Raw genomic sequence first — 15,502 nt, forward strand, 5'->3', positions numbered from 1 at the left:
ACACCATAAAGATAAGGGTTTGCAACTTTGCAGTTGTAAACCCTTATCTTATCTTTAACTTTTATTATGCAGCGAAACTTGCCCGCAGAGGTTTACGCAATGACAGGCTGCCCGCCTCTATGCTACGCCTGCGCTATGTTAAATCGCAACAAATCAACATTATCTGCCGTTCTTTTTATCTGTCTCTGCGTAATTATTTTTACCCAAGGCTGTACATCGCTGCGCCAAAGCAAAACACTATATTCTCCGTATACAAAAAATATCGAATCCGTTCTTGATACCGCAGGCGAGAATCGCGCACAGATTGAAATATTTTTAAAAACCTTTGATAATAATCCTGAAAAACAACAGTCGGCGGAATTCATTACAGCCAACCTTCCACCCTGCGACAGTGCAACTCTTTCAGGTGATTTACTCATAGAAAATCTGGAATACGCGTTCCTTGCCAGAGAATCCACATCGTGGGGAAAGAATGTTTCATGGGCAGACTTTCAAAACTATGTCCTGCCGCACCGGGTCAGTCAGGAAGAAGCTGTTAAATGGCGTAAACTTTTCTATCAGGAACTTTTACCCATTGTCTCGAAATGCAAAACAATTGAAGAAGCAGTTCTTGCGGTAAATCTCTGGTGCTTTTCCAAAACCGGATTCAAGTCAACTCAGCGCTGGGATCAAAATCCCTTAATGACCATAAACCGCGGCTACGGGAGATGTGAAGAGGCTGTTATTTTTACGGTCTGCGCACTGAGAAGTGTGGGTATTCCTGCGCGTCAGGCAATGGTTCCGGCATGGCAGCACTCAAACGACAATCACACATGGACCGAAGTGCTGATTAACGGAAAGTGGCATTACCTTGAATCAGCCAATCCTGATTACGGTCTGGACCATGCGTGGTTTACAGGATCAGCCCGCAAGGCTCCGCTAGTAATCTCCTATGCATATGGCGAGGTGCCGCATCCTAAATTCCCAGTGCTCGCCCGCAGAGTCGGCTGTACTCTATTGAACACTACTTCCATGTACGCCCCTGCCAGTCGTGCGGAAGTAATTGTAACCGATAAAAATAACGCCCCCATTAGCGGAATCCCCGTTTATTTTTCAGTTTTCAACTATGCCTCATTCCGGCCTGTAACTGCGACACAAACCGACACAAACGGTAAAACAAACATCATTTTAGGCCCCGGATCATTCCTCGTCTCTGCCCAAAAGGACAACGCAACAGCCTTCGTTGCTTCAACGTGGATTCCCGGCGAAGAAGCTTCACGCAAAAACATTCAGATAAAACTGACTCCGGACAACACACCGGAAGGAACAATTCTTTTCCGCTTCAACTATAAAGATGAACTTGCGCAAACTGCTCCTGTAAAAAATTCCGAAGGCGCTAAGAAATTGGAATTTGATGCTCTGAAAAAAAACAGGCTCGCAAAATTTGAAGGGATGGCAAAAGGAGCTGAAATATTTGACCCGGTTCTGGCCTCCTCTATTGATAAGGCAGGACTGAATACGCCGGAAGTTCTGAAAGCCCTAAATAGTTGTACTGAAAACAGCAGACCGTTTCTGGCTGAGACTGTTCGCAGGATGGATACTGCTGACCTTATAAAAATAAATTCTAAAGATCTGCTGTCAAATACACAATTAGCTCTTGAAGCCAGAGAAGATGCCCGGAAAAGCGGACTTGATTATGACGATAAAATTTTCACGCAATATGTGCTGAATCCAAGAATCATGTATGAGCATCTGCAACCTTGGCGCAACATTTTATACCCAAAATTCAGACTGACAAAAGGTGAAAAGATTGCAGATAAAATAAAATATTTGAACAAATTCACTCAAAACATAAAAGCAGTTCCGCGCGGCCCTCTCGGAAGTTCACTGACACCTGTCGGAGTACTTAGTTCACAAAGATCTACAACGGACGAGGAAATAGGTATTTTTGCAGTTGCAGCTCTCAGATCAACCGGTATCCCTGCTAAATATCTTGATGAACAGGGCTGGGTTGAACTGTACAATGGGCAGAAATGGATTCCTTTTTATCCGAGACATGCTGACCTGACAGGCAATCAAAATGCGACAGCAAAAAGCACCGCTTACTATTCAAACTGGCTAACCTTTAAATTCGGCCTGAAAGATTTTCCAGAATTTAGTAAGCCTCCGCAGTATTTCAAAAACTTTACGATTTCAACGCTGAATGATGCTGCATTCTTTCAAATTGTAGAAAAAACAGTTTTAGGCACATGTAATAATAAAAACATATGGGAAATAAGTGTTCCGAGCGGGGACTATTATCTTATAAGCGGAAAACGCAATCAATACGGAGAACCGCTTATATCTATTACCCCTCTTAAAATTCCACACAGATAATATCAAGATCACGATAAGATAACCATATATTTATAAATAAATGAGCACACACCTTGCACCACAGAAACTTATGCAGTACTCATAGCTTTAAATGCATAAGCTACTACTAAAACAGATGGAAGAAACTCTCGGAACCTCTACAATCGGTTCAACCGAAGAAATGGACTCTTTTCTAGCGCTCATCGAAAAAACATATTCCGGTCTTGAAGCATCCCTGATTACTCCCGACTCTTCTTTTATCAAAATACTTAATTTTCTCCCTGACCCTTCTTTTATTATCGACAAGGAAGGAACTGTTGTCGCCTGGAATCCAGCTATTGAAAAAATGACCGGAATTCCTGCCGTAAACATCATAGGCAAAGACAATTTTGAATACATAAATATTATCCATGGCACCAGATCACCGGGGCTAATTGATGTAGTACTGGGCTGCAAAAAAATCGGCCCGACGGACTATCAATCCATTCGACGCCAAGGAAATTCTTTAGCCGCTGAAATCAGAATTCAAAACCTTGGACATAGAAAAAATACGCATCTATGGGTTCAGGTCGCCCCCATCACTGACAATTCAGGCGAAACAATCGGTGCAATCGAAACATTACGAGATATTTCTGCCCGTAAACAAACCGAAAACATTAATCTGATTCTCTACAAAATATCATCGGCAGTAAAATCTACATCTGACAACCACAGCTTATTTCAATTTATACATGAAAGTCTTAAACCATTTATTGAAGCTGATAACTTCTATGTTGCGCTTTATGATGAAGACAACGAAGCTCTTTCATTTCCATACTATTCTGATCAAAAAGATTTCATAGCTCCAGACGAAAAAATATACCTCGCGAACGTCAACAGTTTAAGCGCTAAAGTTATTCAGAATAAACAGCCGCTTTTACTCCGTGAAAAAGATTTTGCCAAATATAACGCTGAAGAATGGATCTCTATCGGCCCCTCAGCCAAATCATGGCTCGGAGTTCCGCTCATACACGACGGCAAAGTCATCGGTGTCATGACAATTCAATCATATAATTCTGACAGCAATTACAACGTACAAGACATTGATCTGATGGTCGCAATATCCGACCAGATTGCTGCAGCCATTCAGCGCAAACAAACTGAGACTGCCCTCCTTGAAAGTGAAAAAAAATTCCGCTCAGTTTTTGAAAATGCCACCGTTGCTATTTTTCAAATATCAGCCTGCGGAAAATTGCTCATGGCCAACCCCGCAATGGCACAGATTATGGGGTACACTTCTGTAGACGAAATGATTAAACAGCACCCCCATGCGTCAGAATATTTCTATAACAAACAAGACTGGCTTAACCTGCTGAAAGACCTGCATAACAAGGGATCCGCCATCGGAAGGCATATTCGCCTTAAGACTAAAGAAAAACTTGAAAAATGGATCACCTTCAATGCCCGTGTAATGTATGACGATAAGGGAAAACCAAATTTCTACACGGGCACAGCCTTTGATTCTACACCCGGGATAGTCGCTGAAAGAAACGTTTTCAAACATAAAGCACGCTTCATGCAGCTCTTTGAAAGTTCACCTCAGGCTATTGCCCTGACGGATTCAGAGGGCAATGTAATAGCCACCAACAAAGCCTTTACCGAACTTTTCGGTTATACAACCGAGCAAATGGACCCTTGCTGTGAAAACCTCTGCCCCAGTGGCGGTGGTAAACTAAAAGAGAATCTTAAAAAAATTATAGAAGGCATAACCTTTCGGTCTGAGGATCTGCGAAAACATAAAAACGGCAGATTAGTTCCGGTTTCTATTATTGGTTACCCTTTTGTTTACAATGATGAAATATCCGGAACATTCATTATTTACGATGACATTTCACACCGCAAAGAATTTGAACGCAAACTTTCACACCAGTCACAACATGACTCTCTGACAGGTCTCCCAAACCGGACTCTATTTCTTGAACGCCTCGAACAGGCTCTTCACCGCTCACAAAGACAGTCGGATCACAATTTTGCAGTCATGATGCTTGATCTCGACATGTTCAAGCGCATAAACGACAGCCTGGGACATCAAGCCGGAGATTCTCTTTTAATCAAAATCGGTGATCGAATTAAAAGCTGCCTGCGCCCCATCGACACAATTGCCCGCATGGGCGGCGATGAATATGCGATTCTGATTGAATATTTCAGGACTCCGCAACAAGTAATACAGATCATCCGAAACATCCGAAGCAAAATACACAAGCCGATAACAGTAGCCAACAAAGAGGTTGTTATAAGCTCAAGTATCGGGATTGTGTTTAAAACTGCGGAATATGAACACCCGGAACACATTCTGCGCGATGCTGATATCAGCATGTATAAAGCCAAAGAACTGGGTGTAAATAAATTTAAAGTTTTCAACAAAGCAATGCATGAAAAAGCAATGCAAAATCTGCTGATTGAAACCGAAATCAGACAAGGACTCCCCGAAGACGAATTTATTCCTTATTTTCAGCCTATTTATTGCCTGCAAACCAGAAGACTGGCCGGTTTTGAAGCTTTGGTGCGCTGGAATCACCCTGAAAGAGGCTTTATAACTCCAGAACATATAATTCCCATAGCAGAAGAAACCGGGCTGATTGTAAAGCTGGACAGACTTATGCTGCTGAAAGCCTGTCGGGAATTTTCTAAATGGGTATCCACTTATCCATCAGTAAGAGACATGTTCCTCACGGTCAATTTATCCCCCTGTCAGCTTTCAAAACCGGATCTGGCTGACGCAATTCTCGACGTACTGAATGAAACAAATTTCCCATCAGACATGCTGAAACTTGAAATTACTGAATCAGCAATTATGGAAAGAAACGCCGCCTCGACTTTTAACCTCAAAAGAATCGGCGAAATGGGCATCAAGCTTGCTGTTGACGACTTCGGTACGGGCTATTCTTCGTTGTCACAGTTGCAGAGATTCCCGGCCTCAACTGTAAAAATTGACAGATCTTTCATCAGCCGCATGGCCGAAGACCACGAATCTCTTGAAATTGTCCGCGCAGTGAACGCTCTGGGACACAGCCTCAGCATGGACGTTATTGCAGAAGGAGTTGAAACCAAACAACAGTTGATATTGCTTAAAGAAATAGGCTGCGACTGTGTACAAGGCTTTTACTTCGACAAACCTCAACCGGCAGAGGTTGCTGTACAGCTTGTCAAAATGAGATCAGAAGGGTTTTGCCCTCCCGGTCTGACTTCTATCTAATTTTCAAAGACTTTCTTTCCCACCCCCACATCTCCCCCCCCGTGCGAATATGCACCGCTCCATTTATGTCATAATTACCATATTAATATCCTCTGCATCTCTTTGAATTAAACCAAGCTGTAACGAGCTTGTTAGCAAATAAAAATGAGTATATACTCAGGCCATAAAACTAATTTTAAGTCTCTCATTTTATAAGGAGCACCAAATGAAACATACCATATCAGCACTGGTGATAAACAGAGCCGGAGTTCTGGCCGAGTCTTCAGCAGCATTTCAAAAAAACGGCATAAATATAACCTCAATATCCTGCGGTGAAACTGAAAATATGGATGTCTCGAGAATGGTTATATGCGCTGAAGGGAATGATGAAGACCTTGCCAATGTGACAAAAGATCTACAGGCAATGGATTTTGTGATAAAATTAGATGATCTGGCTCGCAGAGATTTTGTAGACCGCGAACTTGTTTTAATAAAAGTAGCCGTCAACAAAGACTCCATGTCACAAATTATGCAAATTTTTGAAGTTTTCAGAGCGGACGTAATAGGCATGGGACAAAAAACCATTACAGCTGAGTTGAGCGGAGATCAAGAAAGAGTCGAAGGTCTTATTAAAATGCTCCAGCCTATCGGCATCAAAAGCATGTGTCGCACAGGTATGATTGCTCTGAAAAGAGGCGATGAGTAACTAGTCATATGAATAAATTCATACAGGTACGCCCATGACGATTACTACACTTGACGAAATCATAGATAAAGTACGCCAACACGGTGTGAAGCCCAAAGTGGCAATAGCTCCTTGCGCTGAAGAATTTGTAATACGATCCGCCCTCGCCGCCTATGAAGAGGGAATTGCTGAGCCGATTTTCATCGGTGACCTTGAAAAAACAACTGTTGTAGCAAAAAAACACAGCCTGAACATTGATAGTTTCGATTTTTATGAAGAAAACGATGACACCGCCGCGGTAGCAAAAGCTGTTCAACTTTTCAAAAAAGGTAAAGCGGCGCTCATTATGAAGGGCCTTGTCAGCACCAGTGTCATATTGAAAGCAATACTGAACAAAGAGACCGGAGTACCGCCAAAAGGTATAATCAGCCATGTTACCGTGTTTGAAGCTCGTGAGGGCGACAGACTGATTTTAATGACCGATGCGGGGGTTAACATTAAGCCGAACCTGCAAAGAAAAGCGGATATTGTCCGCAACGCTCTGCAAGTAGCCCGTAAACTGGGAATCGAAAAACCTAAAGTTGCGATGCTGGCTGCAACAGAAAAAGTTAACTATCCGGCAATGCCCGCGACTCTTGATGCCGACATCCTTTCAAAAATGTCTGCCGACGGAGCCTTCGGTGATGCACTTGTTGCAGGACCTTTAGCTCTTGATCTTGCCATTTCTCCAGCGGCAGCAGCATGCAAAGGGATAACAAATCCCGTTGCCGGCTATGCCGATATACTTTGTACTCCAGACATTGAAAGCGGGAACATCCTATACAAAGCGTTAACAACGATAGCCGGAAAAGCTATGGCAAGCGTTGTCATAGGAAGCGATGTTCCAATAGTGGTTCCTTCCCGTGGAGATTCAGACAGGTCCAAATTTATATCAATAGCTTTGGCTTGTTATTTAGCGGACTACTAAATACAAACAAGAACAACCTTCTCAACAAAAATTCTTTACCTCGTAAGATTCGGAGTATGAATAAACTTATCACCTCACTTTTCCTGGCAATTTTATTCATCTCTGCGCCTGCTTATGCAGGGCAGGAGCTTCTTCTGGCAACGGACTCGTTTCCACCTTACTACTATGAAAAAAACGGAAAACCTCACGGATTATACTACGATTTAGTCGCCATGACTTTCAAAGAAATGAATATCACCATAAAATTATCTTTTGTGCCATGGAAGCGGGCTCTTTTTATGGCAAAAAACAATATTTCAAACGGCATTATGGGAATCCTTAAAACTGAGGAGCGGCAAAAGTGGCTGATTTATGCAGAAGAACCTATTTCAAAAACGCAGATTGTAATATTTCACCGCAAAGGAGAAAACTTCCAATACAAAGATATTAACTCTCTGAAAGGTAAAAGAATAGGGACTGTAAAGGGATATTCTTACGGAAACGATTTTACAAAAAGCAATATGTTTAGTCGTGAAGAAGTCAGTTCTCTTGATTTAAACTTTCGTAAGCTTTTGGCAGGAAGAATTGATTTAGTTGCTGGTTTCAAAGCTGTGGGGATCCATACTCTAAACAAAATGAACCTTTCCGACAAAATTTCTTTCAGCTTGGCACCTGTTCACCAATCATCTTTATACCTAGCTTTCAGCCAAAAGCCGGGTAATAAAGCATTAACAATTGAATTCAGCCGAATACTTCGAGAAATTAAAAAAACACCCGCCTGCATAGAAGCTATGAAAAGAGCCGATTTACCACCCGATACAATCTCTCCATGTAACTAACATTAAATCAACAGTTTTTCATTTGAACAAAATAGATACCTCCCTTGACTTGTTATGCTGTTACAATAATATTGATAATTAGAAAGTATTATTTCCTCAACGAAAAGGTAGGGCTGCATGAAAGCATTGATCATTGCCATCATGTTAACAATTTTATTCATACCGGCACCTTCGATTGCCAAAAAACATCTATCCCTTGTTACTGACTCCTTCCCCCCTCTCTACTATCAGGAAAACGGGAAAAACAAAGGTAGTTACTGCGAATTATTAGACCTCACCTTTAAAGAAATGAAAATCCCATATACCCTCTCCTTTATGCCGTGGGAAAGAGCGTTACGCATGGCTGAAACTCAAAAAACAGATGGAATTCCGGGAACGGCAAAAACCGAAAAACGGGCACGACGACTGATTTTCCCGGAAGAACCTTTATCAATTATTGATATCGTATTATTTTATCGCAATAATGAAGAATTTCAATTCAATGGAACTTCTTCATTAGCAGGTAAGAAAATCGGTACAATTAATGGATATTCGTATGGAGAAGAATTCGACCAGAATAACTTGTTTATCAAAGAAGAAGTTAGTTCTTTAAAGCTTAACTTCCTCAAGCTTAAAGCAAAAAGAATAGACCTTGTTATAGCTTATAAAGAAGTCGGCCTGCATACACTTCAAAAATTAAATCTTGCTGACCAAATCACTTACAGCCCAACTCCGGTGCATAGCTCAGCGTTATATTTAGCCTTTTCCCAAAAGCCAGGTCATGGACGGTTAGCAAAAAAATTTAGCCGGGCACTTCGAAAGATAAAGAAGACAAAACTTAAAACTGGACCTACGCCTTCTATTATCATAAACTAGCCAACAGTGTATGTAAGTCCTCACCCTAGACAAAACGTACAATTTTACTTTTATCTATAAAATGAAGGCCCTCATGAAAATATTTCTCATTGCCGTTACGATTGGAATTTTATTCATACCGATACCTTCTATTGCCAAAAGACAACTTTTTCTTGCCACAGAAAATTTTCCACCTCTTTATTATCAGGAGGACGGAAAAAATAAAGGTATTTACTGCGAATTATTAGATCGCACATTCAAGGAAATAAAAATCACATACAAACTCAGCCTAATGCCATGGAAACGAGCTTTGCGTATGGCTGAAACCCAAAAAACAGATGGGATTCCGGGAACTGCTAAAAATAAACATCGAAAGAGAGTATTGATTTTCCCAGATGAACCTCTATCAGAACTTGAAGTTGTAATATTTCACCGGAAAGGAGAGAAATTCAAATATGATGGAATCTCGTCATTAAAAGGTAAAAAAATAGGAATAATTAAAGGATACACATATGGAGAGGAGTTCGACCAAAGTAACTTATTTATTAAAGAGGAAGTGAGTCTTCTTAAACATAACTTTCTTAAACTTAAAGTTAAAAGATTAGATCTTGTTATAGCTTATAAGATTGTAGCTCTATACACTCTGGAAAAAATGAATCTTACTGATCAATTCTCCTACAGTCCGAATCCCGTCCGTCATGCAGCTATGTACTTAGCTTTTTCACAAAAACCGGGCCATGGACGTTTAGCAAAAGAATTCAGCCGGGCACTTCGAAAAATAAAGAAGACAAAAGAAATCAAAGAATCGCTTATAAAAGCAGGATTAAATACTGAGCCACACAATACAAATCAATAATCTGGAAATAAAAATGCCCTTCTTGCTAATTTTCAAACAACTAAGCATGGGCCGAAGAACAAAGCACCCACATTCCGGAGGCAATAAGTATCACGCCGAGCAACGAACTGAGTGAAACATGCTCGCGATAAAAGAGTATTCCAAGAGGTATGAGACAAAGCGTAACCCCTCCGTTCACCATGATCGGAAGCGTGCCGACACTTGCACCGGCCCTGTAGGTAAACAGCACCCCTATCTCGATTCCGAAAAGAGCCAAACCAAGAAGTAAAACCTGCCAATTCCGCGTGCTTAAAATTTCAGCAATATCTATACGGCCCGCTTGAAAATACATTCCAGCCAGACTGAACAACATAGCCACGCCGTACGCAGAAGCCAGAGAAGCAAACAAACAACCACCTCCTGCAATACTTTTCTGTGCAAGATGGTATATAATTGTAGAGGCGACAATAACCGCGATTGAACCGTAAAGAGCTATCATTCCAATTTCCTTTCAAATAACGTATTAAGACTTCTGCAACTTCAAGAACCAACTGGTACTCTGCTTAATTTAATATGACCACTGAAAGGTATTCATTGCCCGTATGAGCAAAACTAATCTATCCAATCTGGATCTTAACCTACTTGTAATACTCGACACCGTTTTTACAGAACGCAGTCTCACCCTTGCCGGTAAAAAACTGTTCATGACTCAATCGGCAATAAGTCATGCTCTTTCAAAACTTCGTGATCATTTTGAGGATCGCCTTTTTATCCGGCGCGGAAATAGAATGGACCCGACTCCATTATGTGAAGAACTTCATCAAAATCTATCCCCTTCCTTAAAGAAAATACTTCAATCTCTTGAAGACAGAGGTGAATTTTCCCCCGCAACTTCCCGACGCACATTCTGTCTGGGATTAAGTGACTATCTTTGCAATCTTTTACTGCCAGAAATAATTTCTAAAATTCAAAAACAAGGTCCGGGTGTCACGCTCAGAATAGTTCAGGCTACATACGAACAACGTACTGCTATGCTGCAAAGCGGCAAGCTGGACATCTTCCTCGGCTGTTCACGGAACTATGGTGCCGGGGTATTTAAGGAAAAACTTTTTGAAGACAGAGAAATTTGCATTTTACGAAAAGATCATCCCATCACCGGAGACGTGATGACTGAGGATGAAATGTCAAAAGCAGAATTTGTCGCCCTTTCCCTTTCCGAATCAGGCTTAGGTTTTCTCGAAGATTTTCTTTATCGCAAAGGAGTTCAAAGAAAAATTAAAGTAGTCGTACAACAAGAAGTTGTAATCCCGTCCCTTGTGAGTTCTTCAAACCTTGTCGGAACTCTAGCTGAAAGACTGGCACAAACTTACTCTCAAATTATGCCTGTCAGAATTATCCAGCTCCCTTTGGAAAATACCGTTTTTGAGATATTTCAACACTGGCATGCAGTCAATGACAATGACCCTGCACACAGATGGATGCGATCAATAATAAATGATGTGGCTAAATCACTGCCAGAATTAACTTCCGACTGATAAAGCACCTAAATTAACCAAGCAAAAAGTTGTTATAATTTTCATTTTAATTCTACCATAACAACAAATCATGTTATAATCTATTGATGTCATCTTGCTTTAATCCTTTTTTATACTTAAAAATAAAATACAAATATAAAAGGTATTTTGTTCACTATAAGGAGTTTTTATGACGGCTAAAACCCGACTGACCCTATCGATTATTTTAGTTTTTTTCATGTCGGCGGCGCTCTTTGCTTCTACACTGTCGCCGGCTGCCTCCAAAGGCGGGGCTATATTTGTTTGGCAAATGTCATTTCTTATCATAGCCATCATAGGAACTATCGTTGCTCTAATCACGCTCAATTCCAGCGTTTTCGGGCAACTGACCATGCTTAGCAAATATGCAAAAGACATTAAAAAAGGCAAACCGAAAACATCTCTTCCAAAGGAGCTTGCTGATGATATTTTAGAAGTAGGTAATGATGTACAGGATGCAATCAAAGCTCTCACGGTAAAAACCGAAGAAAGTAATAAAGCAAAAACAGAACTTGAAACCCGGACAGCTAAACTTGAACAAGATTTGAAAGAATCGCAAAGTGAACTGGAAGATGTAAAATCGGCCATGGATTCTATTATCAAATCAGCTACCAATGCACAGGGTATCTCAGGTAAATTGTTTGCTGGAATTGAAGAACTGAGTGCGCAGGTAAATCAAGTCAGCACCGGAATGATAATTCAGCGCGACAGAGTTACTGAAACAGCAACCGCGATGGAAGAAATGAATTGTACGGTACTGGAAGTTGCACAAAACGCTTCCATGGCAGCACAAAGTTCAAGTCAATCTAAAGAAAATGCACAAAAAGGCGCAGACGGAGTTGCCAAGGCGATCAGCTCTTTCGAACAAATTAAAGGAACCATCCTTAACCTGAAAGTTACAATGGGCGCTCTTGGCGAACAAGCTGACAGCATCGGTCAAATCATGAAAATCATTACCGACATTGCGGACCAGACAAATCTTCTGGCTCTCAATGCAGCAATCGAAGCCGCCCGTGCAGGTGAAGCTGGCAGAGGCTTTGCAGTTGTTGCTGACGAAGTCCGCAAACTGGCTGAAAAGACTATGGATGCAACCAAAGGTGTCGGCGAGGCTGTCTCCAAGATACAGGCTAATGCTCGCGAGAACATCAGCGCTGTCGACGCTGCCGCCGAAGAAATTGTACACTCAACGGAATCCGCAGCAGAATCCGGCAACCTTATGACCGAAATTGTCGGGATAGTTGACGACACCAACACTCAGGTTGAGTCAATCGCAACTGCCAGCGAAGAGCAATCTGCCGCCTCCGAAGAAATTAATATGGCTATCAGTGATGTAGCCAGAGTTTCTCAGGAAACATCAGAAGGAATGTCAAATTCAGCCCATGCCCTTACTGAAATTGCAAGTATCGTTGAAGAGCTTGACTCAATCGTTCAAGGGATTTCGTCCGGACGAGTGGTAGACACAAGCTCCGGTAAAATAGTTGAATGGTCGGACGACTTATCCGTAAACGTAAGAACCATTGACGAGCATCACATGGTTTTGATCAACATGATTAACGATCTCTATCAGGCTATGCGCCAACGCAAGACAGGCTCTAAGGTCACAGATATTGTCGATAAACTGCTTGAATACACAAAATATCACTTCGGATATGAAGAAAAGATTTTTGATAAATACAGATACCCTGACAGCGCATCTCATAAAAAACTTCACCGATCCTTTGAAAACAAAATTGAAGAATTCGGGAATAGTCTGGCATCAGGAAAAGCAACTGTATCTAACGAAGTTATAAGATTCCTAAAAGACTGGCTGGTTAAACACATAATGATTGTTGACCATAAATACTCTGAATTTATGAACGATCATGGTATCCACTAGACTACGGATAAAGCCGCATTTATAAAAAAAAAGCCCCTGAAATTGTTATTTCAGGGGCTTAATTTTGTGCACTAAACCATGCTTAGAAAATAACCTGACAAACTAGTTACTTTAGTTTCTTTCCGTCATGCCAAGCTTTGCCAACACATTCACCCACGGACCAATACCGATTATCCGGCATGGTAAGAGTGAAGGGATTCACCTTTTTAATATCAGGAATTCCTTCGGTAAGAACATCATCGTTACACCAAGTAGCAACAACTTCGCCCACAAAAAGAGTGTCGTTAGGTAGCTCAATAGAATCAAAAACCTTACATTCCATGCCCACAGGACAATTAACAATAACAGGCGCGTTTTCAAGTTCACCTTTATGAACTTCAAACAAATCAGACTTATCCAGTTTACTACCCGACACCAGCCCGACAAAGTCCGTAATCTCGAGCATCTCAATGGAAGGAATGTTTACACTGAATTCCCCGGTTGCTTTAATGGCGGAATTAGAAAAATGTTTTTTACCCACTGAAATCATCATTAGCGAAGGGTTGTAATTAACCCTTGAAGCCCAAGCCAGTGCCATAAAATTGTTCCGTCCATCCTGACGACACCCCAGAATAGTCTGAGGCATAGGCAGAGTAAAACCTTGAACGCCGATATTAATTTTTTCCATTACAACTCCTTTTATCCATTTTAATGCAACTCAAATTTATATTTTCCCTGCTACAGAAAAAGAAGTAACGAGACAGCCATCACAGCCATACCGGAAATCAATCCATAAATTGAAAGATGATGTTCGCCATATTCTTCAGCCGCAGGCAGTAACTCATCAAAAGAAATATAAACCATAATCCCTGCAACTCCGGCGAAAATCACTCCGAAAACAGTGTCAGACATAAAAGGCATGAACAAAAGATATCCGACAAGTGCACCGACAGGCTCAGCAAGACCGGACAAGAAAGAATAGAAAAAAGCTTTTTTCTTGCTACCAGTTGCATAATAGATGGGAACGGAAACAGCAATACCTTCAGGAATATTATGGATTGCAATCGCCACCGCGATGGCAACGCCGAGATGAGGATCTTTAAGCGCGGCGGTAAATGTAGCGAGTCCTTCTGGAAAGTTATGAATGCCGATAGCAATAGCCGACATCATTCCCATTCTTAAAAGTTTAGTCTTACTTTTTCCGGCAAAAAGATCTTCTTCGTTCATTTCCTCAATGCGGTGCATTTCATGAGGATTTTCATAACTGGGAACAAGTTTATCAATTAAGGCAATAAAAAATATCCCTCCGAAAAAGGCCGCAACAGCCGCCCATGTTCCTGCTACAGTCCCTAGATCAGCCTCTAAAGCTGTTTTTGCTTTAACCATGATCTCCATAAAAGAAACGTAGATCATTACTCCTGCTGAAAAGCCCAAAGAGATGGACAAAAAACGGGTATTTGTTTTTTTAGCAAAAAAAGCCAAAGCAGAACCTATACCCGTCGAAAGCCCCGCAAACAGCGTAAGTCCTAATGCAAAAGCAACATTTTCCGAAAACATAGGTTTCAGCCCCTCTTAATAAATTGAAGGCACAAAGAGTTACGAAACATGTGCCCCCTCTATTTCAAAGGAGCTTCAACTATAAGAATCATGCGCTTACCTAAGCTGCTGTCCGGATTTGCATTAACAACAGGCTTAAGCCCCTCAATGGATGTTATATCCACTTTATTGACTCCCCCTTTGGAGGTTGCATGGCACAGCCAAACATGACCGTCCTTATCAGGAACAATAACTCCTACATGATAATGCAGCAGTTTGTAATTTTTAAAACTCACGGGCTTACTCATGGAAAACAGATAAACATTCCCCGGTGTCATTTTAGAAATGACATCCGCCCACGCTTTGAAATCATGTAATTCAAACCCGCGCAGACTCATCCCGTCACTGCTGGCGATATCCGCAGATTTGCCGAAAGGAAGCATGACTTTACGGTTCATTCCTTCGGTCAAATTCAAAATCACATCATAACCGAAATCCCAATCTTCGCCGATTTCAGCATCAGGTCCGCTATCTGCCAAACGGTCAATCTTCACATCATTTAAAACGTAATCACGTTCAAAAAAGTAGCGGGACGAAGCGACTGTGAAACCACTGCAATTAAGCCCCGGCGAATCAAAACGAGCATTCTGATCGGCAAAAAGAGTAAACTCACCGGATCTGTTAATAGCTCCGTCTGCACGATAAGGAACTCCGACAAAAAACGACAACACCTTATCAGCAGGTGCACCGGCAACGGGACCGTCGGACATCCCAGCCGGCGTGGGTATATTTATCACAGCGCATCCCAAAAAAACTAAAACACTAACCCCGAACAGAGCAGTCAAAAACACTTTTCTTAAATAATCCATTA

General features: G+C 41.4%; 13 protein-coding genes. 9 read left to right on the forward strand and 4 right to left on the reverse strand.

The window, feature by feature from the left end; all coding sequences use genetic code 11:
• Positions 1-78 precede the first annotated feature (78 nt).
• From JEY82_RS11775 to JEY82_RS11805, 7 genes are all read left to right on the forward strand, one after another.
• Positions 79-2,355, forward strand: coding sequence for a transglutaminase domain-containing protein (locus JEY82_RS11775; protein ID WP_304085659.1), 2,277 nt, complete (start codon positions 79-81; stop codon positions 2,353-2,355).
• 91 nt (positions 2,356-2,446) lie between these two features.
• Positions 2,447-5,569 (forward strand): EAL domain-containing protein, encoded by a 3,123-nt coding sequence (locus JEY82_RS11780; protein ID WP_304085661.1) that lies wholly within the window; start codon positions 2,447-2,449, stop codon positions 5,567-5,569.
• Between the two features lie 205 nt (positions 5,570-5,774).
• Positions 5,775-6,254, forward strand: a complete 480-nt coding sequence (gene ilvN, locus JEY82_RS11785) for an acetolactate synthase small subunit (RefSeq protein WP_092159963.1) — start codon at positions 5,775-5,777, stop codon at positions 6,252-6,254.
• Positions 6,255-6,288: 34 nt separating this feature from the next.
• The gene (locus JEY82_RS11790) at positions 6,289-7,200 is read left to right on the forward strand and encodes a phosphate acyltransferase (protein WP_304085663.1); all 912 of its coding nucleotides are present in this window, start codon (positions 6,289-6,291) and stop codon (positions 7,198-7,200) included.
• Positions 7,201-7,256: 56 nt separating this feature from the next.
• The gene (locus tag JEY82_RS11795) at positions 7,257-8,018 is read left to right on the forward strand and encodes an ABC transporter substrate-binding protein (RefSeq protein ID WP_304085665.1); all 762 of its coding nucleotides are present in this window, start codon (positions 7,257-7,259) and stop codon (positions 8,016-8,018) included.
• Positions 8,019-8,135: 117 nt separating this feature from the next.
• The gene (locus JEY82_RS11800) at positions 8,136-8,873 is read left to right on the forward strand and encodes an ABC transporter substrate-binding protein (RefSeq protein ID WP_304085667.1); all 738 of its coding nucleotides are present in this window, start codon (positions 8,136-8,138) and stop codon (positions 8,871-8,873) included.
• Positions 8,874-8,946: 73 nt separating this feature from the next.
• On the forward strand, positions 8,947-9,708 hold the full coding sequence (locus JEY82_RS11805) for an ABC transporter substrate-binding protein (protein WP_304085668.1): 762 nt from the start codon (positions 8,947-8,949) through the stop codon (positions 9,706-9,708).
• 40 nt (positions 9,709-9,748) lie between these two features.
• On the opposite strand, the gene JEY82_RS11810 is transcribed toward JEY82_RS11805, so the two are convergent.
• Entirely contained in the window at positions 9,749-10,186 is a 438-nt protein-coding gene (locus JEY82_RS11810; RefSeq protein ID WP_304085670.1) for a hypothetical protein, read from the reverse strand.
• A 103-nt stretch (positions 10,187-10,289) separates the two neighbouring features.
• Here JEY82_RS11810 and JEY82_RS11815 point away from each other — a divergent pair, with 103 nt between their 5' ends.
• Complete coding sequence (locus JEY82_RS11815) at positions 10,290-11,222, forward strand: LysR family transcriptional regulator (RefSeq protein ID WP_304085672.1); 933 nt, start codon at positions 10,290-10,292, stop codon at positions 11,220-11,222.
• 169 nt (positions 11,223-11,391) lie between these two features.
• The gene (locus JEY82_RS11820; protein WP_304085674.1) at positions 11,392-13,116 is read left to right on the forward strand and encodes a bacteriohemerythrin; all 1,725 of its coding nucleotides are present in this window, start codon (positions 11,392-11,394) and stop codon (positions 13,114-13,116) included.
• A 106-nt stretch (positions 13,117-13,222) separates the two neighbouring features.
• On the opposite strand, the gene JEY82_RS11825 is transcribed toward JEY82_RS11820, so the two are convergent.
• From JEY82_RS11825 to JEY82_RS11835, 3 genes are read right to left on the reverse strand one after another with little or no spacing between them, the layout of a single operon-like run.
• Positions 13,223-13,783 carry a flavin reductase family protein gene (locus tag JEY82_RS11825; RefSeq protein WP_304085675.1) on the reverse strand — a complete coding sequence of 187 codons (561 nt, stop codon included), beginning with the start codon at positions 13,781-13,783 and terminating at the stop codon, positions 13,223-13,225.
• Positions 13,784-13,833: 50 nt separating this feature from the next.
• On the reverse strand, positions 13,834-14,652 hold the full coding sequence (zupT, locus tag JEY82_RS11830; RefSeq protein WP_092159980.1) for a zinc transporter ZupT: 819 nt from the start codon (positions 14,650-14,652) through the stop codon (positions 13,834-13,836).
• 59 nt (positions 14,653-14,711) lie between these two features.
• Positions 14,712-15,500, reverse strand: a complete 789-nt coding sequence (locus JEY82_RS11835) for a hypothetical protein (RefSeq protein WP_304085678.1) — start codon at positions 15,498-15,500, stop codon at positions 14,712-14,714.
• Between the last annotated feature and the right edge of the window lie 2 nt (positions 15,501-15,502).

The organism is Maridesulfovibrio ferrireducens (assembly GCF_016342405.1).
Classification (GTDB): domain Bacteria; phylum Desulfobacterota; class Desulfovibrionia; order Desulfovibrionales; family Desulfovibrionaceae; genus Maridesulfovibrio; species Maridesulfovibrio ferrireducens_A.

Bases quoted from the DNA above. Each gene is read 5' to 3' on its own strand.
- JEY82_RS11780 (WP_304085661.1), top strand. From the start codon at position 2,447: ATGCATAAGCTACTACTAAAACAGATGGAAGAAACTCTCGGAACCTCT.
- ilvN (WP_092159963.1), top strand. From the start codon at position 5,775: ATGAAACATACCATATCAGCACTGGTGATAAACAGAGCCGGAGTTCTG.
- JEY82_RS11790 (WP_304085663.1), top strand. From the start codon at position 6,289: ATGACGATTACTACACTTGACGAAATCATAGATAAAGTACGCCAACAC.
- JEY82_RS11795 (WP_304085665.1), top strand. From the start codon at position 7,257: ATGAATAAACTTATCACCTCACTTTTCCTGGCAATTTTATTCATCTCT.
- JEY82_RS11800 (WP_304085667.1), top strand. From the start codon at position 8,136: ATGAAAGCATTGATCATTGCCATCATGTTAACAATTTTATTCATACCG.
- JEY82_RS11805 (WP_304085668.1), top strand. From the start codon at position 8,947: ATGAAAATATTTCTCATTGCCGTTACGATTGGAATTTTATTCATACCG.
- JEY82_RS11810 (WP_304085670.1), bottom strand. From the start codon at position 10,186: ATGATAGCTCTTTACGGTTCAATCGCGGTTATTGTCGCCTCTACAATT.
- JEY82_RS11815 (WP_304085672.1), top strand. From the start codon at position 10,290: ATGAGCAAAACTAATCTATCCAATCTGGATCTTAACCTACTTGTAATA.
- JEY82_RS11820 (WP_304085674.1), top strand. From the start codon at position 11,392: ATGACGGCTAAAACCCGACTGACCCTATCGATTATTTTAGTTTTTTTC.
- JEY82_RS11825 (WP_304085675.1), bottom strand. From the start codon at position 13,783: ATGGAAAAAATTAATATCGGCGTTCAAGGTTTTACTCTGCCTATGCCT.
- zupT (WP_092159980.1), bottom strand. From the start codon at position 14,652: ATGTTTTCGGAAAATGTTGCTTTTGCATTAGGACTTACGCTGTTTGCG.
- JEY82_RS11835 (WP_304085678.1), bottom strand. From the start codon at position 15,500: ATGGATTATTTAAGAAAAGTGTTTTTGACTGCTCTGTTCGGGGTTAGT.